General features: G+C 31.1%; 28 protein-coding genes. 14 read left to right on the top strand and 14 right to left on the bottom strand.

Going from position 1 to position 26241, the window contains the following annotated elements:
* Positions 1-1725 (top strand): TonB-dependent receptor plug domain-containing protein (locus tag ACIQ66_RS08750; RefSeq protein ID WP_396212420.1); only part of this gene is annotated, 1725 nt, incomplete at its 5' end.
* A 3-nt stretch (positions 1726-1728) separates the two neighbouring features.
* Complete coding sequence (locus ACIQ66_RS08745; protein ID WP_396212419.1) at positions 1729-2871, top strand: YncE family protein; 1143 nt, start codon at positions 1729-1731, stop codon at positions 2869-2871.
* 52 nt (positions 2872-2923) lie between these two features.
* Here ACIQ66_RS08745 and ACIQ66_RS08740 read toward each other — a convergent pair whose 3' ends face one another.
* Positions 2924-4369: a S41 family peptidase gene (locus ACIQ66_RS08740; protein ID WP_396212418.1), complete on the bottom strand. Its 1446-nt coding sequence runs from the start codon at positions 4367-4369 to the stop codon at positions 2924-2926.
* A 102-nt stretch (positions 4370-4471) separates the two neighbouring features.
* Between ACIQ66_RS08740 and ACIQ66_RS08735 the strand changes: the two genes are divergently transcribed.
* The 3 genes from ACIQ66_RS08735 to ACIQ66_RS08725 all read left to right on the top strand — a co-directional run bounded on the left by ACIQ66_RS08735 (position 4472) and on the right by ACIQ66_RS08725 (position 6175).
* Entirely contained in the window at positions 4472-4981 is a 510-nt protein-coding gene (locus ACIQ66_RS08735) for an RNA polymerase sigma factor (RefSeq protein WP_396212417.1), read from the top strand.
* The gene (locus ACIQ66_RS08730; protein ID WP_396212416.1) at positions 4968-5417 is read left to right on the top strand and encodes a hypothetical protein; all 450 of its coding nucleotides are present in this window, start codon (positions 4968-4970) and stop codon (positions 5415-5417) included. Before ACIQ66_RS08735 ends, ACIQ66_RS08730 begins: the two co-directional genes overlap by 14 nt.
* Positions 5418-5644: 227 nt before the next feature.
* Positions 5645-6175, top strand: a complete 531-nt coding sequence (locus tag ACIQ66_RS08725; protein WP_396212423.1) for a DUF4252 domain-containing protein — start codon at positions 5645-5647, stop codon at positions 6173-6175.
* 273 nt (positions 6176-6448) lie between these two features.
* Here the strand turns inward: ACIQ66_RS08725 and yajC are convergent, their stop codons facing one another.
* The 4 genes from yajC to ACIQ66_RS08705 form a co-directional block, all read right to left on the bottom strand.
* Positions 6449-6721 carry a preprotein translocase subunit YajC gene (yajC, locus tag ACIQ66_RS08720; RefSeq protein ID WP_396212415.1) on the bottom strand — a complete coding sequence of 91 codons (273 nt, stop codon included), beginning with the start codon at positions 6719-6721 and terminating at the stop codon, positions 6449-6451.
* A gap of 16 nt (positions 6722-6737) precedes the next feature.
* Positions 6738-7238 carry a DUF1573 domain-containing protein gene (locus ACIQ66_RS08715; protein ID WP_396212414.1) on the bottom strand — a complete coding sequence of 167 codons (501 nt, stop codon included), beginning with the start codon at positions 7236-7238 and terminating at the stop codon, positions 6738-6740.
* Positions 7239-7251: 13 nt separating this feature from the next.
* Complete coding sequence (gene nusB, locus ACIQ66_RS08710) at positions 7252-8163, bottom strand: transcription antitermination factor NusB (protein ID WP_396212422.1); 912 nt, start codon at positions 8161-8163, stop codon at positions 7252-7254.
* Between the two features lie 122 nt (positions 8164-8285).
* The gene (locus ACIQ66_RS08705; RefSeq protein ID WP_396212413.1) at positions 8286-9389 is read right to left on the bottom strand and encodes a Glu/Leu/Phe/Val dehydrogenase; all 1104 of its coding nucleotides are present in this window, start codon (positions 9387-9389) and stop codon (positions 8286-8288) included.
* Between the two features lie 198 nt (positions 9390-9587).
* On the opposite strand from ACIQ66_RS08705, the gene ACIQ66_RS08700 reads away from it, so the two are divergent.
* Both ACIQ66_RS08700 and ACIQ66_RS08695 read left to right on the top strand, forming a co-directional pair.
* Positions 9588-11345, top strand: a complete 1758-nt coding sequence (locus tag ACIQ66_RS08700; protein WP_396212412.1) for an ABC transporter ATP-binding protein — start codon at positions 9588-9590, stop codon at positions 11343-11345.
* Positions 11346-11414: 69 nt separating this feature from the next.
* On the top strand, positions 11415-11807 hold the full coding sequence (locus tag ACIQ66_RS08695; protein WP_396212411.1) for a PUR family DNA/RNA-binding protein: 393 nt from the start codon (positions 11415-11417) through the stop codon (positions 11805-11807).
* Between the two features lie 67 nt (positions 11808-11874).
* Here ACIQ66_RS08695 and ACIQ66_RS08690 read toward each other — a convergent pair whose 3' ends face one another.
* The 5 genes from ACIQ66_RS08690 to ACIQ66_RS08670 all read right to left on the bottom strand — a co-directional run bounded on the left by ACIQ66_RS08690 (position 11875) and on the right by ACIQ66_RS08670 (position 14519).
* Positions 11875-12189, bottom strand: a complete 315-nt coding sequence (locus ACIQ66_RS08690) for a type II toxin-antitoxin system RelE/ParE family toxin (protein ID WP_396212410.1) — start codon at positions 12187-12189, stop codon at positions 11875-11877.
* A complete protein-coding gene (locus ACIQ66_RS08685) occupies positions 12180-12422 on the bottom strand; it encodes a hypothetical protein (RefSeq protein WP_396212409.1) in 243 nt (80 codons plus the stop codon). The genes ACIQ66_RS08690 and ACIQ66_RS08685 overlap by 10 nt, the downstream gene beginning before the upstream one ends.
* A gap of 683 nt (positions 12423-13105) precedes the next feature.
* Positions 13106-13696: an LURP-one-related/scramblase family protein gene (locus ACIQ66_RS08680; RefSeq protein WP_396212408.1), complete on the bottom strand. Its 591-nt coding sequence runs from the start codon at positions 13694-13696 to the stop codon at positions 13106-13108.
* The gene (locus ACIQ66_RS08675) at positions 13693-14196 is read right to left on the bottom strand and encodes a DUF6929 family protein (protein ID WP_396212421.1); all 504 of its coding nucleotides are present in this window, start codon (positions 14194-14196) and stop codon (positions 13693-13695) included. The genes ACIQ66_RS08680 and ACIQ66_RS08675 overlap by 4 nt, the downstream gene beginning before the upstream one ends.
* 20 nt (positions 14197-14216) lie before the next feature.
* Positions 14217-14519 carry a DUF6929 family protein gene (locus ACIQ66_RS08670; RefSeq protein WP_396212407.1) on the bottom strand — a complete coding sequence of 101 codons (303 nt, stop codon included), beginning with the start codon at positions 14517-14519 and terminating at the stop codon, positions 14217-14219.
* A gap of 463 nt (positions 14520-14982) precedes the next feature.
* Here ACIQ66_RS08670 and rlmF point away from each other — a divergent pair, with 463 nt between their 5' ends.
* Genes rlmF through uvrB form a run of 4 tightly spaced genes read left to right on the top strand, consistent with a single transcriptional unit; the run spans position 14983 to position 18476 of the window.
* Positions 14983-15933, top strand: coding sequence for a 23S rRNA (adenine(1618)-N(6))-methyltransferase RlmF (gene rlmF, locus ACIQ66_RS08665; RefSeq protein ID WP_396212406.1), 951 nt, complete (start codon positions 14983-14985; stop codon positions 15931-15933).
* Between the two features lie 38 nt (positions 15934-15971).
* Complete coding sequence (locus tag ACIQ66_RS08660; protein ID WP_396212405.1) at positions 15972-16202, top strand: hypothetical protein; 231 nt, start codon at positions 15972-15974, stop codon at positions 16200-16202.
* The gene (locus ACIQ66_RS08655) at positions 16187-16483 is read left to right on the top strand and encodes a type II toxin-antitoxin system RelE/ParE family toxin (RefSeq protein ID WP_396212404.1); all 297 of its coding nucleotides are present in this window, start codon (positions 16187-16189) and stop codon (positions 16481-16483) included. The genes ACIQ66_RS08660 and ACIQ66_RS08655 overlap by 16 nt, the downstream gene beginning before the upstream one ends.
* Positions 16484-16487: 4 nt before the next feature.
* Positions 16488-18476: an excinuclease ABC subunit UvrB gene (gene uvrB, locus ACIQ66_RS08650; RefSeq protein WP_396212403.1), complete on the top strand. Its 1989-nt coding sequence runs from the start codon at positions 16488-16490 to the stop codon at positions 18474-18476.
* A gap of 134 nt (positions 18477-18610) precedes the next feature.
* On the opposite strand, the gene ACIQ66_RS08645 is transcribed toward uvrB, so the two are convergent.
* Positions 18611-19012 (bottom strand): TerB family tellurite resistance protein, encoded by a 402-nt coding sequence (locus ACIQ66_RS08645; RefSeq protein WP_396212402.1) that lies wholly within the window; start codon positions 19010-19012, stop codon positions 18611-18613.
* Between the two features lie 58 nt (positions 19013-19070).
* Here ACIQ66_RS08645 and ACIQ66_RS08640 point away from each other — a divergent pair, with 58 nt between their 5' ends.
* The gene (locus ACIQ66_RS08640; RefSeq protein ID WP_396212401.1) at positions 19071-19871 is read left to right on the top strand and encodes an alpha/beta hydrolase; all 801 of its coding nucleotides are present in this window, start codon (positions 19071-19073) and stop codon (positions 19869-19871) included.
* Positions 19872-19959: 88 nt separating this feature from the next.
* On the top strand, positions 19960-20394 hold the full coding sequence (locus ACIQ66_RS08635; protein ID WP_396212400.1) for a DUF1456 family protein: 435 nt from the start codon (positions 19960-19962) through the stop codon (positions 20392-20394).
* 57 nt (positions 20395-20451) lie between these two features.
* Here ACIQ66_RS08635 and ACIQ66_RS08630 read toward each other — a convergent pair whose 3' ends face one another.
* The 3 genes from ACIQ66_RS08630 to ACIQ66_RS08620 form a co-directional block, all read right to left on the bottom strand.
* Complete coding sequence (locus tag ACIQ66_RS08630) at positions 20452-21198, bottom strand: shikimate dehydrogenase family protein (protein ID WP_396212399.1); 747 nt, start codon at positions 21196-21198, stop codon at positions 20452-20454.
* Between the two features lie 94 nt (positions 21199-21292).
* A complete protein-coding gene (locus ACIQ66_RS08625; protein ID WP_396212398.1) occupies positions 21293-22687 on the bottom strand; it encodes a tetratricopeptide repeat protein in 1395 nt (464 codons plus the stop codon).
* A 150-nt stretch (positions 22688-22837) separates the two neighbouring features.
* Positions 22838-24028, bottom strand: coding sequence for an aspartate aminotransferase family protein (locus ACIQ66_RS08620; protein ID WP_396212397.1), 1191 nt, complete (start codon positions 24026-24028; stop codon positions 22838-22840).
* Between the two features lie 313 nt (positions 24029-24341).
* Here ACIQ66_RS08620 and ACIQ66_RS08615 point away from each other — a divergent pair, with 313 nt between their 5' ends.
* Positions 24342-26213, top strand: a complete 1872-nt coding sequence (locus ACIQ66_RS08615; protein WP_396212396.1) for an alpha-amylase family protein — start codon at positions 24342-24344, stop codon at positions 26211-26213.
* Positions 26214-26241: the final 28 nt, after the last annotated feature.

Below are 26241 nucleotides of genomic sequence, written 5' to 3'. Positions count from 1 at the left end.
GATTTACATTTAAACACTTTTTCGGGTTCGTTATCGGTTCAAAAACTGAATGATTCTATTATTTCTAAAAATCAATCTTCATTAACTTCCTTACTCAATTATAATTCGGTAGTTTATTTCAAAGAAAACGGATTAGGAATGGTTTCGTCTCCATCTTTTAGAGGTACAACAGCGCAACAAACAGCCGTTATTTGGAACGGAATAAATATAAATTCACAATTTAACGGGCAAACTGATTTTAATACCATAACCACTCGAAACTATAATTCGGTTACTGTTAGAGCTGGTGGCGGAAGTGCTATTTACGGCAGTAGTGCCATTGGTGGAAGTATTCATTTGAATAACGAAATGGTTTTTAAAAACAAATTTGAAAACGATTTGTTTCTTAGTTATGGAAGTTTCAATACTTTTGATTCGAGTTTTAGAACTACATTTTCTACCAATAAAGTTAGTGTCAATTTCAATTTTTCACGTAATAGTTCTGATAATGATTATCCGTTTTTAAATTCTAATTTTAAAAATACCAATGGACAATTTTACAATAATAGCTATAATTTGAGCTTTGGTTACAAATTGAATAAATCAAATGTTTTCAGGATTTACAGTCAATTTTATGATAGTGAAAGACATTTTTCTGCCGCTATTGAGTCAAAATCTGAAAGTAAATACCATGATGTAAATAGCAGAAATTTAGCTGAATGGTTGTACTCGACTTCCAAAATAGCTTCAAGTTTCAAGTTGGCTTTTTTAACTGAAAAGTATCGATATTTCAACAATTATAATTTTGAAAATTTTGAAACATCAAGAGCAGAAACATTTATTGCCAAATATGGTTTAGAATATAAATTTTCTCCCAAAATTAAATTGAATGGAATTGTTGACTATTCAGGCACAAAAGGAATTGGTAAAAATATTGGCGAAAATAAACGAGATATTGTCGCTTTTTCATTATTGCTAAATCATAAAATTTCTAATTATTTTCAATATGATTTGAGTATCAGAAAAGAAGTTACAGATGCTTATGAAAGTCCAATTTTGATGGCATTTGGATCTAATTTTAATGTGAATTCTAATTATAAAATTAAATTAAACATTTCCAAAAATTTCCGAATTCCAACTTTTAATGATTTGTTTTGGGTTGGAGCAGGAAATCCTAATTTGAAACCGGAAAGTGCTATTCAGAGTGAAATAGGGCATGAGCTTATTTTTAAAAACATTGATATTAAAATTACATCTTACTATAATTCAATTTCAAATTTAATAAGATGGATTCCTCAAAATTCTGTTTGGAAACCTGAAAATATTGACAATGTAACGAGTTATGGAAATGAAATTTTGCTAAACTATAAAAAACAAATTGCAAAACATTTTTTTCAAGTAAATTCGAGTTATGCTTACACCATTTCTGAAAATGAAAAGACTAGCAAACAATTAACCTACGTGCCGTTTCATAAATTTACAGCTGGTTTTGCCTATAATTTTAAGAAACTAAACTTCAATTATCAATATCTTTTCAACGGATTTGTTTATACACAAAGCGACCACGAAGCTTTTATAAAATCATATAATGTTTCAAATCTTGCATTAGCATATGATTTTGGAAAAGAAAATAAATACAAACTAGGTTTTCAAACTCAAAACCTGTTCAACGAAAACTATCAGAGCGTAGCTTACAGACCATTGCCTGGTAGAAATTATTTAGTAAATTTAACCCTAAAATTATAAAAAATGAAATGTAATAAACTGTTTTTATTAGTATTATTTAGCTCGCTATTCTTTGTTTCTTGTGTTAAAGAAGATACTCCACCATTTTATACATCAAAAGGCACATACGACAGTGGGGTTCTGGTTTTGAATGAAGGGAATTTTCAAACTCCAACAGCATCTATTTCATATATATCATTTGACTTGAATAAATACACAAATAATATTTATGGTTTAGCAAATGGTAGTTCATTGGGAGATTCAGCACAAAGCATAGGTTTTTATAATGATTTAGCTTATATTGTTGTAAGTAATTCTGATAAAATTGAAGTTGTTAATAGATATACAATGGTAAAACTTGCAACAATTTCGTCTGATTTAAACAATCCAAGATACATCACTTTTGCAAATGGCAAGGCTTATGTAACTAATCAAGCAAATTTTGAATCTTTTGATGATGATTATATTTCGGTAATTAATTTGGCAACAAATTCTCAAATAAAAACCATCTCTGTGCCAGGTGGAAGTGCAGAAAAGATTATTGCCGATGGTAATAAATTATATTTGGCACAAGGAGGATTATATACTTCTGGGAATAAAATTGTTGTTCTTGATGCCAATACAGATACTATATTAAATTCAATAACAGTAGGTGACTCACCAAACTCAATGGAAATTGAAAATGGAAGTTTATGGGTTTTATGTGGAGGAAATTCAAGATATTTTCCAACAGCACCTTCTCAAACTTCAGGTAAATTGATAAAAATTAATTTATCAAATAATTCAGTTCAAGCATTGATTAGTTTTCCTTATGATACTGGTGGTGATAATCCATTAGTAGTATATCCCTCTAATTTAGTGTTATATGGTGCAAATAAATATTTTACAATTGGCAGTAAAATTTATAAGCTAAAAACGATTGTAAGTGAGAACGGTTCAATATCGTATTCTTATCCTTTGGTTATGACAACTTCTGCTGATGAATTACTTGGATTTGCAATTAAAACAAATAAAATTTATGTTTCGGATGTAAAGGACTATACACAAAATGGTAAAGTATTGGTGTATTCTTTAGGAGAAACACAAGATAGTCCTTCTTTAGGAAGTTTATTAAAGACTATTGACATTGGAGGAATTGCCCCAAACGGATTCTACTTCAACCAATAATATTATAATTACAATTTAAATAAATGGCTGCCAATTAAAGCAGCCATTTTTTTTAGTTTATAAAAGGAACTTTCTCTAGATACATGTCTGTTCCAATTTCATTCAGTGATTTAGAATCTTTGAAATTTTTAAACTCTTTCTGTTGCGGTTGGTTACTTCTTCCGCCAGTTGTGATTTTGGTTATAGCTGCATTTAACAATGGTTCGGTTGTTTCTCCTAAAATGCCTAAATTCCCATAATTTTCTTTGATTAATTCATCTGGTTGTAAACCGTTTATATAATCGCCAAAGTTGTTTTTATTGGTAATTTTTAGCACCAAAGGTTGCATTGCATATTTATGTTTGGTATTGATGTCGCTTTTGGTAAATGTTGGCGAATCGTATAAGGTTATTGAACCAACATTTTTTCCAACTGTAACATCACCAATTTGAATAACACTTATATATGGTTCCAATCCGTTAATGACTAATTCACTTGCAGAAGCTGTACTTTTGGAAGTTAAAACATATACTTTATTCAAATTCAAACTGTTTATAGCTTGACCGTTTCCTATTGTGCTAGGAAATAAATCTATCAATTCTGATGGATTATTTTGGTTAAAATAAGCTTGTGCTTTTGCATTCCATTGTTGTTTGCCGAAAATTTGTCCATTTAACTGCCCTGTAATCATACTTGCCAATCGTCCTGCTGTTGCAATTGATCCATCAGAATTATAGCGTAAATCTAAAACTAAATCGGTTACGCCTTGCGATTTTAATTGACCAAAAGCTTGATTCAACTGTGATTCGTATTGAGAATAAAACCCGTTATACATCAAATAACCAATTTTTTTATTTCCCGAATCAATAACTTTGGTTAAATAAACTGGATTTTCAGAAAGAACCGATTTTGTCAAGATTATTGATTGACCATTTGGCGTAATATTTCCATTGTCATAGTCTGCTAAATTAATGGTATAGTTAGTTGAATTTAATAAACTTCTATAATTAGCATCAGTTAATGTAGTTCCATTTATCCCGTAAAAAATCATTCCTCGTAGAACATTTTTATTGGCGGCATCCGAATTGGGTAAGACATATCTAACCCAACCAAAAATTTCGTTTGAACTACTGCTTTTATATTTTAGTCCAAAATCCATTCCGTCGTTTAAAGTGGTTCCTGATAGAATTCCTTCTAATTGCGAATAATCTGAAAATAGCACACTAAATCTATCAATGGCTTCTCCTTCTGGAAATTGGCTGGCGGGTTTGTTCAATAAATGTTGAAATAAATCATTGGGATTTGAATAGCCAGTTAGAAAATTATTCAATTCGGTTTGATTTCCAAAACGGCTATCAGCCAAGTCTGGTTCGTCAGCTTGCCATAAATAGTACAAATTCAATCCTTTCCATATGAAATTGTTAACCTGTAAGTTTTCAGGAACATAATTATCTTCTTGTTTTTCACAGCTATTGAATACTAAGAAGAGTAATAGAATAATTTTGAATTTGTTTGTCATAATAATTATAATTTTATCAAAAGTATGAAAAAAATAATTTTATTTGTAACAAAATAAATCCTCATTCGTCTTGACTACATAAGCGCAACCAAACCAACTATAATGCACCAAAAAGAGTTTATACAATTAGTTACACCTTTCAAAGATAAAGTCTTTCGATTGGCTAAGCGATTGCTTATAAGCACTGAAGAAGCCGAAGATGCCACGCAGGAAATATTGGTAAAATTATGGAACAAAAATGATAAGTTGGACGTTTATACAAGTTTGGAGGCTTTTGCCATGACAACGACTAAAAATTATTGTTTGGATCAATTAAAGTCGAAAAGAGCGAGCAATTTGCAGTTAATTCATTCTAATTATGAAGACAAACAAGTTGGGTTGTTGCAAAAAATAGAAGATACAGACAGTTTGAATTGGGTAGAAAAAATAATAAACGAATTACCCGAACAACAAAAACTAATTGTTCAAATGCGTGATGTTGAGCAATATGAATTTGAAGAAATTGCCAAAATGTTAAACATGAATGAAACGGCTATTCGAGTAGCGCTTTCGAGAGCAAGAAAAATGATACGCGAAACCATGCAAAAAACACATAGTTATGGAATTGAATAGAATAGAAAAATTACTAGAAAACTACTTTCAAGGAGAAACCAATCTTGCCGAAGAACAAGAATTGAAAAACTACTTTGCTAGCGGAAATGTTGCTCCCAATTTGAAGCAATACCAATCAATGTTTGGTTATTTTTCTGAAGCTAAAAATGAAAAATTTACTAAAGAAATTGTGATTCATAACAAAAAGAAAAACACTCTTTGGTTGTCAATTGCGGCCTCTTTTACAATCTTGTTAGGTGTTGGAGTTTTTAGCTACTTGAACATGGAAACAAAAAACAAAACAACTGGCGAACTTGGAACCTATGATGATCCAGAAGTTGCTTTTAGAGAAACCCAAAAAGCTTTAAACTTGGTTTCTGAAAATGTAAATGTTGGCATAAAAAGTGTAGAGTATGTTAATGAATATCAAGAATCAAAAAATTTAATATTTAAATAGAATCAATGTCAATATCAATGGCAATTTCAATGTCAAAAATCAATTTCAATTAAGAAGGAGATTTTATTAATTTTTCAAATTTCTTAAACCTCCCTGTCGGCAGACAGGTCTATGTTCATAAAAACAAATCAAATTTAATTATCAATTAATAAAGTAAAAATCAATTTTAAAAATCAAGAATTATGAAATCAACGATTCACGAATTCCAAAAATCAAAATTTAAAATCATGAGTAAAAAAGTAATTTTAATTATCGCATTTGTATTTGTTTCAAATACCTTTTTTGGTCAAGCAGCCTTTGATAAATTTGATGGGCAAGCCGATGTAACTTCTATTGTTGTCAACAAAAAAATGTTTGAGTTGATGAGTAAAGTCAAAATGGAGGCTTCAGATAAGCAGGCACAGCAATATTTAAGTTTAATAAAAAAATTAGACAATCTTAAAGTTTTCACCACTTCAAGCACAAAAGCCACTGCCGAAATGAAAGCTGCTGCCGAAAAATATACCAAAACCGGTGGTTTAGAAGAGTTAATGCGTGTTAATGACAGTGGAAAAAACATTAAAATAATGGTGAAATCTGGAACTATTGATGGTCAAATTAAAGAATTAGTAATGTTTATTGATGGTTCAAAAGCAAACGAAACCGTTTTGATGTCATTAACAGGAAACTTCTATTTGGATGAATTATCAGTTCTAACAGATAAAATGAAAATTCCTGGTGGCGAAGATTTGAAAAAAGCTACTAAAAATAAAAAGTAATCATAATAAATCGCTAATAATAACATGTTTTCAGTAGCAAACACCTATAAATAAAAAGACAAAGGTTTTGTAGTTGTGAGAGTTTTGAGAAACAAAATGATTCCAATTTTGATATTGAACAGCCCAAACCATTACCACAATTTTGGACAAAAGATACCATTAAATAAAAAGTTGAGGTTAGTTAAGCAAAAAAAGCGTCAAGAAAGAAATTTCAAGACGCTTTTTTTAAAATTTTTGTCGAAATGACAACAAGACTTAAATCTCTAAATTTAACTATTTTTTATTCAGTGCAGCACTCATTTCCATAGAAATTGCTGAACGCTCCATTTTTAATTTTCCCGACATTGTTTCGAGAACAATAGTTGTATCGCCCAATTCAGCGATTTTTCCGTGCAAACCGCTTTTGGTTACAATTTTCTCGCCAACTTTTAGCGAGCTTTCAAATTCTTTTTCTTTTTTGGCTCTTTTTTGTTGTGGTAGTATCATAAAAAAGTAGATAACCACGAACATTAAGATAAAAGGTAAAAACGTTTGTATTTGTTCCATAAAAATTTTATTTAGTTTATTTAATTTGAGCTTTTATTGTTAATAATTCTTTTTCAACTTCAGTATTTGCGGTAATTGTAATAGATTTTTGCTGATTCCCCGATTTTCCAGCCGAGTTAAACGAAACTTTAATTTTTCCACTTTCACCAGGTTTGATAGCTTCTTTTGGATATTCTGGAATGGTACAACCACAAGAACCTTGAGCGTTTGAAATTACCAAGTCTTCTTTTCCAGTATTCTTAAATTTAAAAGTATAATCAACTTTTGAATCAGCTTTGATTATACCAAAATCATGTTCTTTTTTTTCAAAAGTCATTTCGGTAGTTCCTGTTGCTGGAGTATTTTTTTTTAATTCAGTTGCAGGATTCGTTGGAATTGTTTGTTGTTGTTCGGTAACTTTATTTTCTGGATTCATTGAGGCAATTCCAGTGCTTGGATCAGTTGTAACTTCTTTTTTGCAAGATGAAAAAAGCAATCCAAGTGTTACTGTAGCAATAAAAATTGTTTTCTTATTCATAATTGATTTTTAATTACATTAAACCTCTACCCGTTTTTAATAATCGTTTGTTTTGTTCTAATTCTTTTACCAAATTATCCAAAATTCCATTAATGAAAATACTACTTTTTGGAGTTGAATATTCTTTTGCAATTTCAAGATATTCATTAATAGTAACTTTGGTTGGAATGGAAGGGAATTTTAAAAATTCACAAATTGCCATTTTTAGCAAAATAGTATCTATTTCTGCAATTCGTTCCATATCCCAATTTGGAGTTTTATCTTCAAATTCTTTGGCTAATTCTTTTTCGTTTAAAATTGTTTTTCTAAAAAGATTGCTAACATATTCTTTGTCTTCGGTATCTTTATACAATCTAGAAACTCTAAACGAATCTTCTTTTCCATTTTTGATGGCTTTTAATTGCTTGATAATTTCAGTATTAACCAACGGAATATCGTCAATCCAAGTTAATTTGTTATCTTCAAGATATTCATATAACTTTTCATTTGGAGCAATAACTTCCATGTAAATGGATGCTATAAATTCTTTATCCTCTTCAAAAGTATTTGTGTTATTTCGCATATAATTTGCGTATAAATCACTCCCTTTTATGGCATTCAAAAGAATTGTAATATAATCGTCGTTAAGATTCCAAGTGTTGATTTTTCTATCTTGAAGTGCAATACTTAGCGAATTATTTTCTTCTAATAATTCTAAAATGGCATTATTGACAAACTTTTTATTTGGATTTTTTTCTTCTTTAGTAGCAAGATGTTTATCTGCCGATTTTTGAAGAAAAACAACTTCTTTTTTTCTTATTTCTACAAGTGCAGCAAGTAGTGTTAAGTACAAATCTTGAATATTTTCAATACTGTAAAGCAAAAATTTCTCATCTTTTTCTATTGAATCAGAACCATTTTGATGCATAGCATAAATGGATTGCATTACTTTTACGCGGATATGTCTTCTGTTTAACACTTGGTAAGAACTTTTATTGGTTTTAAAAATAACGGAGCAAAAGAAATTCTTTCGCTCCGCAAAAATAGTAATAATATTGTAACGCTAAATTATTTTGCGTTTTCTTTTTTTCTTTGTTCAATTCTTTCTTCTGCCATGGCAAAAGCGGCTTGATGCGTTGTCAATCCTTTTGAATTGGCAAGTTCAAAAATAGCTAACGTTGTATTGTAGATGTTTTCAGTTCTACGCATGGCTTCTGCTTTGTCATATTTAGCAATTTCACCATAAACATTGATAATTCCACCAGCATTAATTAAGAAATCTGGAGCATAAAGAATGCCTTTTTCTTTCAAAATTTGACCGTGAATAACTTCATTTGCCAACTGATTATTTGCAGCACCAGCAATAACTTTAGCTTTAATCCTGTTGATTGTATCATCATTTACAGTTGCTCCAAGTGCGCAAGGAGCATAAATGTCAACATCTGCAGCATATAAATCATCGCCTCTAAAAATTGTAGCACCATATTTTTTGCTAACTTCTTCCAAACGACTTTCGTTAATGTCAGTGATTTGTACTAAAGCACCTTCTTTTGAAAGAAAATCAACCAATGTTTCACCAACATGACCAATTCCTTGTACCAACACTTTTTTTCCTTCTAATTTTTCAGAACCAAATTGGTATTTAACGGCTGCTTTCATTCCCATATAAACACCGTAAGCAGTTACTGGTGAAGGATTTCCAGAACCACCAATAGCTTCAGAAATTCCAGTTACATAAGGAGTTGATTGGCGAATTAAGTCCATATCAGGAGTTGTTGTACCAACATCTTCAGCAGTGATATATTTTCCGCTTAGAGAGTTAACATATTCGCCAAATTTGGTAATCAATTCGGGTGTTTTATCTAATTTAGAATCGCCAATAATAACGGCTTTTCCACCACCAAGGTTCAATCCAGAAATAGCTGATTTATAAGTCATTCCTCTTGATAAACGCAAAACATCATTTAATGCTTCCCATTCGTTGGCGTATTTCCACATTCTGGTTCCACCAAGTGCTGGTCCTAAAACTGTGTTGTGAATTCCGATTATTGCTTTTAAACCAGTATCTTTGTCGTTGCAAAAAACAATTTGCTCATGATTATCAAAGGATATTTGACCAAAAACAGGATCAACTTTGTGAAGTTCTTTAACATTAATTACTTCTGTAGTCATAAATTTTAATTTTTAGATATTGCGGTTTTATCAAAACGACCTTGCAAAATTAAGATTAAAATCAAAATATCGCACTAATTTTTGAAATAATTAGTAATTTGTTAATAGAAATGGCTATTTTCGTAATTTCTTAAAATTGTTTATTAATCAATTTTTTAACAAAAAAGTATAAAAAAACTTGTATTTTATTTTAAAATAATGAAAGAATTACACTATTTAAATAAATATTTCATCAAATATAAATACCATTTTTTGTTTGGTATTCTTACAACTATTGTGTCGCAAATATTTTCGCTTTTTACACCTAAATTAATTAGCAAATCATTTAAAGCAATTGAGGAACATTCACTGCATTTGGCAAGTAATGTTGTGCAAAAAGAGCTTTTTCATAATCTTTTATTGATCGTTATAACAGCATTAGCCGCTGGATTATTGTCTTTTATGATGCGTCAAACCTTAATTGTTATGTCTAGACACATCGAGTTTGATTTGAAAAACGAGGTATTTCGACAATATGAAAATTTATCGCAAAATTTCTACAAGCAAAACCGAACAGGCGACTTGATGAATCGTATAAGCGAAGATGTTTCCAAAGTTAGAATGTACGTTGGACCAGCGGTTATGTATTCAATCAATACGTTTATTCGTTTTGCAATTGTGATTGCCTATATGTACGATGTGTCTCCGCGATTGACGCTTTATACACTTTTACCATTACCAATTTTATCTTATGCTATTTTCAAGTTGAGCACCCAGATTAATAAGCGAAGCACTATTTTTCAACAATATTTATCCAAAATTTCGAGTTTTACACAAGAAGTTTTCTCAGGTGTTCGAGTTATAAAAGCTTACTCACTTGAAGCTCAATACCAAAAAAACCTTGACGATTTATCCGAAGAAAGTAAGATTAAAAGTATGAGTTTGGCTCGGGTTCAATCTTTATTTGGGCCTTTGATGTTGGCACTAATTGGAGTCAGTAACTTGGTTGTAATCTATTTTGGTGGAATGATGTACATTGAAGGTAAAATAGACAATATCGGAATCATTGCCGAGTTTATTTTGTATGTCAATATGTTGACTTGGCCAGTAGCTTCATTGGGTTGGGTTTCGTCAATGGTTCAAGAAGCCGAAGCTTCGCAAAAACGTATTAACGAGTTCCTCAAAATCCAACCAGATATTGTAAATACTATAAAAGAGCATTCAGTTATAAAAGGTGAAATTGTCTTTGATAAAGTTACATTTACCTATGATGATACTAATATAACTGCATTGCAAGAAGTTAGTTTTACTGTGAAAAAAGGAGAAACTTTAGCCATTTTGGGTAAAACGGGTTCAGGAAAATCAACAATACTTTCATTGATTAGCCGATTATACGATATTGATAACGGAAGTATTTTGGTGGATGAAATATCAATTAAAAATATTAATTTATATGATTTGAGAAATAGCATCGGAATTGTACCGCAAGATGCCTTTTTGTTTTCTGATTCAATTAAAAATAATATAAAATTTGGTAAAGAAAATGCCACTGATGAAGAAGTTATTGAAGCTTCTAAAAAAGCAATTGTGCATAATAATATAATGGGTTTTACCAATCAATACGAAACTATTTTGGGCGAAAGAGGTATCACACTTTCTGGCGGTCAAAAACAGCGTGTTTCTATTGCAAGAGCGATTATTAAAAATCCTGAAATTTTACTTTTGGATGATTGCTTATCGGCTGTTGACACCGAAACAGAAGAAGCTATTTTGAATAATTTACTGCAATTTTGCAAAGACAAAACCACCATAATTGTTAGTCACAGGGTTTCATCTGCAAAAAATGCAGACAAAATTATTATTCTTGAAGATGGAAAAGTCTTACAGCAAGGTTCTCATAATCAATTAGTAAATCAAGAAGGTTATTACAAAGAATTATATTTGAAACAACTTTCTGAAAAAGATTTTGTTGAATAGTTGTTTTTTACTTCTTTTTTTATCATTTTTGGATTGAAAAAATAAACTAGAAAAACAGATAGAACGAATATGAGAGAAAATGATATGTTAGAAAAAGAGGAAATCTTTTCTAAAGTTTTAAGAGCAGGAAGAAGAACGTATTTCTTCGATGTGAGAGCTACCAAAGCTGATGATTATTATGTAACCATTACCGAAAGTAAAAAGTTTACAGAAGAAGACGGATCGTTTCATTTTAAAAAACACAAAATTTATTTATATAAAGAAGATTTTGCTGCTTTCACTGAAATTTTGGGTGAAATGACCGATTATGTATTGAATAGCAAAGGCGAAGAAGTAATTTCGGAACGTCATCAAAAAGATTTCAAAAAAGAATATTCTTATGAGAAATCTGAGTCAAAAACCTATGCCGATGAAGAACCAAAAACATCAAGTTTTACCGATATTGATTTTGATGATATATAATCAAAAGCAAAACTAAATAGAAAAGTCCGAAATTTGTTTTCGGACTTTTTTTATGTATTTTAATATTTTATACTAAATTTATTCTAGTTGGATTTTGTCTTGTATCAAAAACATGTGAAACCAAAACCATTTTATTTACATCATCAATCCAATAAATAATCTTATAGTTTTTATAAACTAAATAGCGATATTCTTGAATTCTATCACTTAAGGCATCATCTTTTTGACCAATAAAAGGATTTTTATCTAGTTTAAGTGATTCATCAACTATTCCGTTGATTAAATTTTGTGCAATAACAACTCCTGCATTGATCTTATAATATTCAAAAATGTCAATTAGTTTGTCTTCCGCAAATTGAGTCCAATAAACTTCTAACTCCATTTTCGGATTTTAGTTTTTAGACTACTTGCAGAAATTATTCGACCATTTTTAGAATCTTCGAGAGATTGATCAATATCAGAATTGAGTTTTTCTTGACTCATAGGCTTCATTTCTTTTTCAAGTAATTCAGCCTTGCCTTTATGAAGTAGTTTTTCTAAGTCAATGACAATTTCCTCATTTTGAAGTCTAAGAAATTCTTGAATGAAAGTTAATTTACGAGTTTCAATGTTCATATTTTAAATTTTAAACAAATATAATAATTTTTATAATACATATAATTTCATCTATCAAATTGAAAACTCACATCGGACCTTTCGGAATTTCTTTAGTTTTTAACGATGCCATTTTTCCTTCCGAATTGATGGATATGAAAAGTTCCCATTTAAAACATTTCTTTTCAAACTCAATATTGTATCTAAAAAGATAAGAATTATTTTCGACATCATACTATTGTATCAACTAATGATAAAACAAAAACGGAAAATCTTGAGAAAAAAGATTCTATTTCAAAAGTTGATAATTCAAGATTTGTAAAAGTTGAGAAAAAAGAAGTTAGCCTTGCCAAAGTAAATTTATCTTATAATCTTGGTAAGCGTTTGCTCGAAAGTTGTTCGACTTCCAAATTTAAAGTTTTTAACTCGTCAGAAGCAACTCAAAGTGTGATTTAAAGTACAACGGTTGAAAAAGTATCAACAGTTTGTGCCAAAATCAATTCACGTAACGGAAAATTTAAAGAATTGACCTTGCTAGATAAATAGTCTTAGGTGCTTTACTTTTACAAGAAAACAAGGTGATAAGTGCTATTACAAAAACTAGTTTTTTCATTTGTATTTATTTTTTTGCCACTGATTCACAGATTTAAATAAAATATTCAACACGTAACAAATAATCTGTGAATCAGTGGCAAATTTAAAATCTATTTTTCTTTCAAAACCATATCAATACACATTACGGCAGCCAAAATAAGTGGTCTAATTGGTGCATCTTGCGTCACAACTTCATTGATTTGCAACACGTAATTATCAGCCGATGTGAAGAACTCTTTTCCGATACCAGCCCATTTTTTGCTTACATGCGCCAATTCTTTACCATCTTTATTGAATTTAAAATCCCAACCTGTCCATTTTCCTTCTAATGTGCATAGATGTTTGTCGTGTGTGTCAAAAACTTCAAATTTTCCACCAAATGACCAGAATTTTTGCTTGAAAAACCCAATAGTTCGGTTGTTTTCGTCAAAAACTTCAACATTTGAACGAAAAATCGCAATACCTCGTTTGATTGAAACAATTGGTTTTCCTTCTGGAGTTGTAACTACAACATTGAAGGGTGTGTTGCTTTTATAATCGGTAAAACGGAACATTTTTGTAAAAAAACCTAATCCAACTTCTTTAGTTGTCATGATTTGATGATTGTTTTCTGGATCGAAAATGTCATAGCTATTTGAGGCTTTGAACATTCCGATTTTTTCTTTTACAAGAAATAAGTTTTTGTTTAAAATTGGATTCATTTTTTTAAAGTTATTTTATAAATATTTGATTCAAGCACTTCTGTATCATTGTCTTCACATAGTAGGAAGCTGATGGTTTCTGGCGTTTCTTCTACTAACGTAATTCCTTCTAGTTTATTGGTTTTTGAGATTATTTTATGTGATTTTAACTTCATTTTAGCAACATCAATCTGACCAATAATACTTCCTAAAACTTCGCCATCATGATAAGTTGATTCGGTTGCTTCGGCAGTTGCTAGAAAATAAATTTGGTCGTCAACCAAAATTGCATCGGTAAAACTGGTTTCGACGCCTTTTATTTTGGGTAATTTGAATTTGTTATGCAAAATCGAAAACTCATCGGTTAGATTTTTTCCAGAAATTGTAAAGATGGCATTTTTTGATTTTTTTCCGTTGCTTCGGTTGAACAAAAACCAATTTTCTCCATTATATATAGCACCTTCTAGATTGAAATCTTCTGGATTTATTTCGCCAAAACTTTGCATTGAAGCATAAAGCATGCTCAAATCTTGCGTTGCAATTACTTTTTTGTTTTAGCATCGACTTGAACCATCGTATTTCTATTTTCGGTAGAACCTGAACCAAATACGTAAATAGTATCTTCAAATTGTGTGATGGCTTCAAAGTCTTTTTTGATTTTTTTAAGCGTGTTTTCTTGAGCGTTTTCTTGTAGCGGATAACGTTCTAGTTTTTCGTTTGAAATAGTGTATTCGTATAAATACGAACTATTGTCACCAACTGCTACTATAGTATTGTTGTGATAAACTAATCCTGATGCAGACCCAAGTCCGATGATTTTGAATAGAAATTGTAATTGCTCCATATTTTGCAGATAAGCCTAGCCCAGATAGAAGCGGCATCCTTTTTCTTTTTTCTTTAAAAAGGAAAAGATAGAGCGAATAGCTGGAAATAGCTTCTAATTATTATTTTTACAAATATAAATGATTTACGATGAACTCAATTAATCCAGAAGATTTTAAAGTTGTAGTCAAAGTAGCATTGTTTAAAATTCCAACAAAATTGTCTATTAACACCAACAAAGACCAATAATAATAGGCTTTGAACAAAGTTCTTACGAATTTCACCAATTTACACAAATTTAAATACCTTTCATTTCACGAAACTGCCAAAGGCTAGAAAAATATGTAAAATCATTTTTTTTGTAAATATTAGAATCAGAGTTAATATGTGAAATTTGTGATAAAATAACTACTCTATTAATCTTTTAATTTTGTTGTGTGTTTGTGGTTAAAATTTCTTATATTTGAATATAGAGAAATGATAAAATGATTAATAAAATAGAAATAGAAAAACCAACATTACATCCAAGAAACCCCCATAGATTTAGATACGATTTTAAAAAATTAAGTACAGTTTATCCTGATTTAAAACCGTTTTTTTTTATAAATGAACATGATTCAGAGACTATTGATTTTGCTAATCCAAATGCTGTAAAAGCGCTTAATAAAGCAATTTTGATTTCGGATTATGACATACAGAATTGGGATATTCCGCAGAATTATCTTTGTCCGCCAATTCCAGGAAGAGCTGATTATATTCATTATATAGCAGATTTACTAGCCGAGTCTAATGATGGAATAATTCCAGAAGGTGAGGAAACAGTTGGTTTAGACATTGGTATTGGAGCCAATTGTATTTATCCAATTATAGGAAATGAAACTTATCAATGGAGTTTTGTTGGAACCGATATTGATGAAAATGCTATTCAAAATTGCAAAAAAATAATCACCGAAAATTCAAAATTGATTGACGCAATAAGTTTGCAATTACAAGTCGAACCAAGATTTATATTTAAAGATATTATTTTGCCCGAAGACAAGTTTGCATTTACGATTTGTAATCCGCCGTTTCATTCATCACAAGAAGAAGCAACCAAAGCTTCTTTAAGAAAAGTCAATAATTTAGAAGATAAAAAATCTTCTAAACCTATTCTAAATTTTGGTGGTCAAAACGCTGAACTTTGGTGTACTGGTGGCGAAATTGGGTTTATTACTCAAATGATTTATGAAAGTGTAAAATATCCCTTGCAAGTTTTTTGGTTTACGACATTAGTTTCCAAAAAAGATAATTTGCGAAGTATTTATAAAACACTAAATAAAGTTGGCGCTGTAGAAATCAAAACCATAGAAATGGAACAAGGGCAAAAAATAAGTCGTTTTGTAGCTTGGACATTTTTAAGCGAAAAACAACAGAAAGAGTGGAAGTTTACGGTTTGATAAAAACTTTTGTTTAAATTTGTATAAAACTTTTAGCTATGAGTACAATTGAATTGAAAAACTTAGTAATTTCTAAAATATCTGAAGTTAACGATGAAGCTTTTTTATTGGCAATAAATACAATTTTAGACAGTAAATCTGAAAGTATTTTAATTCTTTCTGATGACCAAAAAAGTTCCATAAAAAAATCTCAAAAAGAATATTTAGAGGGTAATTATTTTTCAAATGATTCTGTTAATGAAGAAATGGAAAAATGGCTAAAACAGTAATTGTATGGACATCAAATGCTAAACTTGAATTAAAGCATATTCTTGAATTTTATAATTTTAGAAATAAGACCAAAACATATTCTCTAAATCTTTATAGAAAAATACAATCTGAAATAGATCATCTAATTTTTCAACCAACAATTGGTAAGAAGACAGATATAATTAATGTTAGAGGTTTAATCATTGAAAATCATATTGTCTATTATGAGTTAAATGAAAATCAAATCATTATATTATCAGTTTGGGATTCAAGACAAAATCCAGATAGATTGAAATTATAATCAAATGAAATTCCAAGTCGTATCCGATTATAAGCCTACAGGCGATCAGCCACAAGCTATTGAAAAACTTTCAAACGGCATTCTCAATGGCGATAAATACCAAACTTTATTGGGAGTTACTGGTTCTGGAAAGACATTTACCGTTGCCAATGTAATTCAAAATGTTGAAAAACCTACTTTGGTTTTAGCACACAACAAAACCTTAGCGGCACAATTGTATTCAGAGTTTAAGCAATTTTTCCCAAATAATTCGGTGCAATATTTCGTTTCTTACTACGATTATTACCAACCAGAAGCTTTTATTCCTGTAACAGGAACTTACATAGAAAAAGATTTATCTATCAACGAAGAATTAGAAAAACTTCGATTAAGTACAACGTCAGCCTTACTTTCTGGTCGTCGTGATATTGTTGTAATTTCTTCTGTTTCTTGTTTGTATGGAATTGGAAACCCAGTTGAATTTCAAAAAAATGTGGTTTCGATTGAAAAAAATCAAATAATTTCTCGTACCAAATTATTGCACAAATTAGTTCAAAGTTTATATTCTAGAACCGAAGCCGAATTTACACCTGGAACTTTCAGGATCAAAGGTGATATTGTTGAAATTTTTCCAAGTTATGCTGATGAACCGTTTCGAGTACATTTTTTTGGTGATGAAATTGAAGAAATTGAAGCTTTTGACGCCAAGAATTCTCAGGTTTTAGAAAAATACGAAAAACTGAATATTTATCCTGCCAATATGTTTGTGACTTCGCCTGATGTTCTGCAAGCAGCCATTTGGGATATTCAACAAGATTTGGTCAAACAAGTCGATTATTTTAAAGAAATCGGAAAACATTTAGAAGCAAAACGATTGGAAGAACGTACCAATTTCGATTTAGAAATGATTCGCGAACTAGGTTATTGCTCTGGAATAGAGAATTATTCTCGCTATTTAGATAGGCGTTTACCAGGAACTCGACCTTTCTGTTTGTTAGATTATTTTCCAGATGATTTTTTGATGGTTGTAGATGAAAGTCACGTAACCATTTCGCAAGTTCATGCTATGTACGGTGGTGATAGAAGCAGAAAAGAAAATTTGGTAGAATATGGTTTCAGATTACCAGCAGCAATGGATAATCGTCCGCTGAAGTTTGAGGAATTTGAAAGCATGCAAAATCAAGTAATTTACGTTTCGGCAACACCAGCTGATTACGAATTACAAAAATCGGAAGGAATTTATGTAGAACAAGTCATTCGTCCAACCGGTTTGCTTGACCCGATTATAGAAGTTCGTCCGAGTTTGAATCAAATTGACGATTTAATTGAAGAAATTCAGGTTCGTTGTGAATTGGACGAACGAGTTTTGGTAACGACATTGACAAAAAGAATGGCGGAAGAATTGACCAAATATTTAACCAAAGTTTCCATTCGTTGTCGTTATATCCATTCAGATGTTGACACTTTGGAACGTGTCGAAATCATGCAGGATTTGCGTAAAGGTTTGTTCGATGTTTTGATTGGAGTTAACTTATTACGTGAAGGCTTGGATTTACCCGAAGTTTCGCTTGTTGCCATTTTAGATGCTGATAAAGAAGGGTTTTTAAGAAGTCATCGCTCGCTTACACAAACGGTAGGTCGCGCGGCTAGAAATGTCAATGGAAAAGCGATTATGTATGGCGATAAAATAACGGCTTCGATGCAAAAGACCATTGATGAAACCAATTACCGTCGTGAAAAACAGATTTATTACAATACAGAACACGGATTAGCTCCAAAAGCATTAAACAAAAGTCTAGGAAGTGCTTTAGGAAGCAACTCGGTTTCTACACAATACTACGAAAACCAAGTATTAAAAGCAGCCGAACCCGAAAGTTTGTATTTATCCAAACCAGAAATCGAACAAAAAATCAGAAACGCTAGGAAAGCCATGGAAACAGCTGCCAAAGAATTAGACTTTATGCAAGCAGCCAAATTTCGTGATGAGATTAAGGCTTTACAAGAGAAAATTTAAAAACCAACTTTATTTTTAGAGTTAAATCTAAAATAGGATAGTAATTTTAATTTGATTATGGAAAAATGGAGTTTTATAAGCAGAATTCAAAGTTAACTAAGTAACTGTTTATAAAATAGATAGTTTTTCGTAGCTTAATTCAATTGTTCTTGAAAAACTTCTAATAGAAAGTCGGGATTAATCATCTTTGTGGGAGATTTTTCCATTGCTTTTAAAACACGTTTTATAGCATATGGATTTAATCCCATATTAATTCCAATTTCGTTAATCTTGATTTCTTCACGTTCGTGTAAAATACCATCACAATGCATCAATAATGCCAATCGATAGAATTGCTGAATACGTTCGAACTCACTTTTTATAATTTCACTTCGATGTTCTTCATGAAAAAGTTGATTTAGTTCATCATTGCTAATGCCCAATTCTACAGCAACTATTGATAAAAACATATATTCTCTTTCGTGCAATTCACCATCTACAATTGCAAATGCAATCATATCCGATACTAAACTTATTTTTTCTTCTTTTGTATGCATTAAAATGATTATTTTTAGCTAATATATGATTTTTTGTTAATTTTTAAAATTTATCCGCTTGAAATTTATTTTATCACTTTTTGTAATTGCTTTTATAGAAACATCATATGCCCAGCAAAACACTGTTAGCAAGCAAGTTTCATCTTTTACGATAGAAGCACCGCAACTAAAAACTTCTAAGAAAATTTGGCTGTATTTGCCTAAAAATTATGCCACTTCTAAGAAAAAATATCCTGTAATTTACCTGCACGATGGACAAAATTTGTTTGACTCCAAAACTTCCTATGTCGGCGAATGGAACGTTGATGAAACACTAGACAGTCTAAATGCTCAAGTTATTGTAGTCGGAATTGAGCATGGTGGCGAAAAAAGAATGGAAGAATTAGCAGCTTATAAAAATGAAAAATACGGTGGCGGTAATGCCGATAACTACCTTGGTTTTATTGTAAATACTTTGAAGCCAAATATCGATAAAAACTACAGAACCAAAACAAATCCCAATAATACCTGTCTTTTTGGAAGTTCACTTGGTGGATCGGTTTCGTTTTATGGGGCTCTAAAATATCCTGAAGTTTTTGGAAAAATTGGATGCTTTTCACCTGCTTTTTGGCTCAATAGAAACGAAATGTTTGCTTTGATGGAAAACACAAAAGAGTTCAAAACCAAAGTCTATTTTTTATGTGGCGACAACGAAGGCGATGATGATATTGTAAAAGACATGAATAAGGTAGAAAGTTGGGTAAATTCCAAACGATGCGAATGCAAGAAGTTGAACAAGAAAGTAATTGTAAAAAACGGACAACACAACGAAAAATTATGGCGTGAAGGTTTCAAAAAAGCGTACCTTTGGCTTTTCTAAGGTTTAATCGTTTAAAAGTTTAAGTGTTTAATTAAACAACTTTAAACTAAATCAAACTATTTTTAAACAACTGTAAACAAATTAAACAATGAACAATAACGATATTTTCAAAAAACTACGTGTAGCTTTGATGCTTCGCGATGACCAAATAGTAGATATTTTACAATTAGTCGATTTCAGAATTACAAAATCAGAACTAGGTGCTTTTTTTCGTGATGAAAAACATGAGAATTTTATGGAATGTGGCGATCAGGTTTTGCGTAATTTCTTGAACGGATTAATTATTCACTTACGCGGAACAAAGGAAAATCCTAAAAATCCAAATGATGTTTTAGCCAAACACAAAGCGGAAATTCCTAAGAAAGAAACCACTAAACCTCGACCAGAATTTAAAGCTACTCCCAAAGTTGATTTTAAGAAAAAACCAGCTTCCAAAGCAAAATCATTTGACAAAAAAGCAACACCAAAAGTGCAAGTGATAGAGAAAGTACAATTCAAAAACGGAAAAAATAAGAAAGCATAATTTTTAATTTCTTTGCGAACTTTGCAAAAATCTTTAAGCTAATTGCGGTTAAGAACATTATTTATTCCAAATTTCCCAAGCTTTTTCTGCCTGAAAAACTAGCATTTCGTAACCATTTTTTATGGTTGTACCTTTCTTTTTAGCTTTTTTAAGAAATTGCGTCTCTTCTGGATTGTAAATCAAGTCAAAAGCAATGTGTTTTTCGGTAAAAAACTCATACGGAATAGGAGGAAAGTCTTTGGTATTAGGATGCGTTCCAAGCGGCGTGCAGTTGATTATAATTTGGTAATTATCAAAAGTAGTCGCATTAACATGATTATAATCAATAGTTTTTTCTGAAGCTTCTCTCGAAACAAAAGCAAAATTGATATCCAAATCTTCTAATGCAAATGCAATCGCTTTGGCAGCACCACCAGTTCCGAGAATTAATGCTTTTTTGTGATGCGGTTGCAAAAGTGGTTCAAGTGATTTTTTAAAACCGTACCAATCAGAATTGTATCCTTTTAGATTGCCTTTTTTGGTAAATCGAATAACATTTACAGCTCCAATTTTAAAGGCTTTATCCGAAAGCAAATCTAAAAAAGGAATTACTGCTTCTTTGTAGGGAATGGTAACGTTCAACCCTTTCAGAGTTGGGTTGTTCTTCAAAACTGTTGGAAATTCATCAATTGACGGAATATCAAAATTTTCATATTCGCAATCTTCAAATAATGGATCAGAAAATTTTTCAGTAAAATAATTTTTAGAAAAAGAATACGAAATGTCTTTTCCTAATAACCCGAATTTTTTATTATTGGTTTCCAATTGTGTTATTTATTTTAAAAACCATTAAGGTATTAAGATACATTAAGACATTCCTTAATTAACTTAATACCTTAATGGTTTAAATTTTTAGTAGTTACTTTTTGTGTTTCTTTATAAAACTCTGAACATTCTTTCTAGCCCAAACAACTGGAAATAATTCCTCCAAAACCGTTATGTTAGTAAAGTTCAAACGCAATCCGTTGCTTAAATGGAAAGTTGCTTTTTCTTCTTCATTTAGTATAAAATAAATACCAGCTAAACGGTATTCAATTTCGTATTGTTCAGGGAAATATTCACACGCTTGTAATAAAGTGAAAGCTGCCGTTTCAAATTCACCTAAATATTGTAAAATATCAACCCAAAACAACCATGTGTCTAATTGATAATCACCATTCTCAACAGCCTTTCTGTATCCAAATTCAGCTTCTTCAAACTGATTCAATGATTTATTGATAGTAGCAAAACGTTTCCAATACAATCTATTTTCGTTATCAATTGCCAATGCTTTGTTTACATAATAAAGTGCTTTGTCAAAGTTTTTTTGTCGAACATAAAAATCAGTAATAGCAATCCAACCCTTGTCTAACAAAGGATCTTCGTGAACAGTTTGATTAAAATATTTTAAAGCTTCTACTTTATTTCCTAATTTTTCAAAACATTTTCCAATGCGTAAAAGTGCATAAGAAGTGGCGTCTTCCAATTCGATTGTGCGTTGATAGCTTTCGATAGCATCTTCGTAGCGTTTTAATCTTTCATACGCTTTAGCTTTCTCCATAAATGCACCCATAAAATCCTCATCTATAAGGGTTGCATAGTCAAAAGCACGAATGGCTTCTTCGTATTTTTTTAATCCATAACTCAAGCGCCCAATTTGATGCCAGGCAATTTCACTATATGGATTTTTATCAATGTATTTTTCTAAAAAAGCGATTGCTTCTTCATTTTGATCTAAAAATTCATAACAATAAACCACGTTATACAACGCTGATTGATCGTCAAAATCTTCTTCCAAGCATTTAGCAAAGTTTTCTTTTGCCAATTCTAAACTATCCATAAAAAGATATTCCATCCCAATTAAGTTATAGACATCGGCAAAATCATCGGTATATTTTAACGCTTCTTGGAGCAACTCTACCGCTTTTTCGTGATTATCACGTTTAGAATAGATGTTGGCTTTTTGAATGTAAATTTCTTCGTTAGTTGGCTCGATTGCGTATAATTCGTTTAGTAATTTTTCGGCAATATCGAGTTTGTCTTCGTACACAAGCATTTCTACCTGAACCAGCTTTAATCCAGTAGATTTTGGATGCTGTTCAAGTGCTAACTTTAGCGCTTTTTTTGCCAAATTGGCTTTACCCATATCAAGATAATGAAGAATAATTTCTTCAAATTCTTCCGAATCAAAGAAGAGCACCTTATTGGTTTTCAACATCGATTCGAACTTTGATAATGACAAATTATAGTCTTCTTCTTCTTCGCTTAATTGCATACTTTTTGTAGTTAGATTAGCTTAAATAAAAGTAAGCAAAATCTTTGTGATAGGGAAAAATTGGTTTTTTGTTTTGAACAATTTAATTAACATTTAAGTTGATGATTTATTGTTAGTAGTTTATAGTTATAATTCACTAATCACTAATCACTATTCACTAATCACTAAAATCTCATCCATCACTTTTAAAATAATCGCGCAACCTTCATGAATTTCTTCTTCTGAAATTGTTAGCGGCGGTGTTATTCTGATAGCACAACCTTCAAATAGCAACCAAAATAAAATCAAACCTTTATCTTGACAACGTAAAATAACTTGATTTGTTATTTCCGGATCGTTTGTCATGGCGGCAAGCATTAAACCTTTTCCTCTAACTTCTTGTATCAAAGGATGTACCAAAAGTGTTCTAAAAAGTTTTTCTTTTTCTAAAGCGGCCTTCATAAGGTTGGTTTCAATCACTTCTTGTAGTGTAGCCAAGCATGCAGCAGCTATGACAGGATGTCCGCCAAAAGTAGTAATATGTCCAAGTTTTGGATCGTGACTCAGTAAATCCATGTAGTTGGAGTTGGCAACAAATGCGCCAACAGGCATTCCGCCACCCATTCCTTTTCCAATAATAATTACATCGGGAATGACATTGTAATTTTCAAAACCAAATAGTTTTCCTGTTCTGCCAAAACCAGGTTGGATTTCGTCAATAATTAGTAAAGCACCTACTTCGTCACAACGCTTTTTTACTTTTGTTAAAAAACCATTTTTAGGCTCAATAAAACCTGCGCCACCTTGAATACTTTCCAAAATTATTCCTGCAGTTTTGGTGGTTATTTTTTCTAAATCGCTTTCGTTATTAAAAGTTATAAAATCAACATCGGGAATCAACGGTCGAAATACTTGTTTGCGCTCTTCAAAACCCATAACACTCATCGAACCCATTGTATTTCCATGATAGGCATTGTGACACGAAATTAATTGACTTCTCCCAGTTACTCTACGAACCAACTTCAATGCACCTTCTGTGGCTTCGGTTCCAGAATTTACCAAATAAACTTTATTCAAACTTTCAGGTAAATTTTCAACCAATAATTTGCAATACTGAACCGCTGGACTTTGAGAATATTCGCCATAAACCATTACGTGCGAATATTTATCCAACTGATCTTTTATAGCTTGATTAACACGCGGATGCTGATGACCAAGTGAGCAAGCAGAAACACCCGATATAAAATCTAAATATTTTTTGTTATTTGTATCGTAAATATAAGAACCAATAGCATGTGAAACTTCCATTCCGAGTGGGTAAGGCGATGTTTGTGCTTGGTATTTTAGAAAGTCGCTGTTCATTATAAAATGAGTCTTTTTTTTGATGGTACAAAATTAGGAAAAACGACTCAACTATTTCTATTTTAAAAGAAAACTATTGAGAGCTTTTCAACACAAATTATAAGAAATCAATCCGAAAGTTTGCTATTCAATATTTCACTAATTTTTGAGTAGTCGGTTTAATTTGTGAAATCTGACTTTAAATTGAATTAATCTGTGTTAATTCGTGTAATTTGTGTTTGTTTTCTCAATTTAAGAATAATTTATAAGTTGACTGAAAAGTCGATTTCAATTTTTATATTTGTCAAATGATGCTTTTTAAAATAAAGATACAATGAAAAAAATAATACTTCTGGCTTTGATAAGTTTAACTTTCTCAGTCAATGCACAATACAAAAAAAATAAGTCTAACGCCAAAAAACATAAAAAAGTTGCCGTTGTGGAAACGAAGAAAGTGGTTTACCAGGTTTTTACAAGATTGTTCGGAAATCAAAACACCACCAACAAAAAATGGGGAACTTTAGAAGAAAATGGAGTTGGTAAATTCAATGATTTTACTGATAAAGCATTGCAAGAAATTAAAAATTTAGGTGTAACGCACATTTGGTACACAGGAGTTCCACATCATGCTTTGGTTAGAGATTACATCAATATTGGTATTTCAAATGATGATCCAGAAGTAGTAAAAGGTCGTGCAGGTTCGCCTTATGCTGTGAAAGATTATTACAATGTCAATCCTGATTTGGCTGTAAATCCAGCAAAAAGATTAGAAGAATTTGAAGCTTTGATTGCTCGAACGCACAAAAATGGTTTGCGATTGCTAATAGACATTGTTCCCAATCATATTGCACGAAAATATGAAGGAAAAAATAATCCAAAAGGCATTCGAGATTTTGGTGCAGATGATAATAAGAATGTTGAATATGACAGAAATAATAACTTCTACTATATTCCCGGACAAGCATTTCAGGTTCCAACGTCTGATAATTACCAGCCTTTGAACGGAGAAAAGAATCCGCTTATTGATGGAAAATTTGATGAAAATCCAGCAAAATGGACTGGAAATGGTTCTCGTTTGGCAAAACCAGATATTAATGATTGGTATGAAACTGTAAAAGTAAATTATGGCATAAAACCTGATGGTTCAAAAGATTTCCCTGAATTGACAGCCGATTATGCTAAAAAATCATACAAAGAGCATTTTGATTTTTGGAAAGATAAAGACGTTCCTAATTCTTGGATGAAATTCAGAGATATAGCATTGTATTGGACAGCAAAAGGTGTTGATGGTTTTAGATATGATATGGCAGAAATGGTGCCTTACGAATTTTGGAGTTATATGAATTCGGCCATCAAAATGAAAAACCCTAATGCTTTTTTGTTAGCAGAAGTTTACAATCCTAATGAATATAGAAATTATATCCACTTCGGTAAAATGGATTATTTGTATGACAAAGTAGAAACCTATGACCATTTAAAAGCTGTAATTCAAGGAAAAACTTCACCAGATGGATTGACAGCTATTCAAAATCATTTGAGTGATATTGAACATAATATGTTACATTTTTTAGATAATCACGATGAACAACGATTAGCAAGTCCTGAATTTGCAGGAAGTGGCGAGCGTGGAAAACCTTTGATGGTCATTTCAACTACTTTGAGTTCGGCACCAACTATGGTCTATTTTGGACAAGAAGTTGGCGAAGCAGGAAACGAAGATGCTGGTTTTGGCAAGCGCTCACGAACATCAATTTTTGATTATATCGGAGTTCCAAATCATCAAAAATGGATGAATGACGGAAAGTTTGATGGTGGACAATTGTCACAATCTGAGAAAAAGTTGAGAGATTTTTACAAAAGACTTTTAAATTTTTCTATAAAAAGTGATGCTTTGATGGGTAAATTCCAAGAAATTCAAACTATAAATAGAAATGAAACCCCAAACTACGGACCTAATGTGTATTCATTTGTACGATGGTCAGCAGGTGAAAAATTGATTATTGTATCCAATTTGTCTCCAGATTATGCCGAAAATTTTGATTTGAAAATTTCATCTGACATTATTTCAAGCTGGAAACTAAAAAACGGAAGTTATACTGTAAAAGACCAATTATATGGAAGCTCCACTATTTTGAAAGTTGAAAATGGGGTAGGAGTTGTGAAAGTAACTTTGAGACCATGCGAAAGTTTTATATACAAATTCTAAATTGTTTAAGCAAAAAGCTCAAATAGCT

It is taken from the genome of Flavobacterium sp. (genome assembly GCF_044377315.1).
Taxonomy (GTDB): domain Bacteria; phylum Bacteroidota; class Bacteroidia; order Flavobacteriales; family Flavobacteriaceae; genus Flavobacterium.
This window is presented reverse-complemented; position numbering and strand designations above follow the sequence as displayed.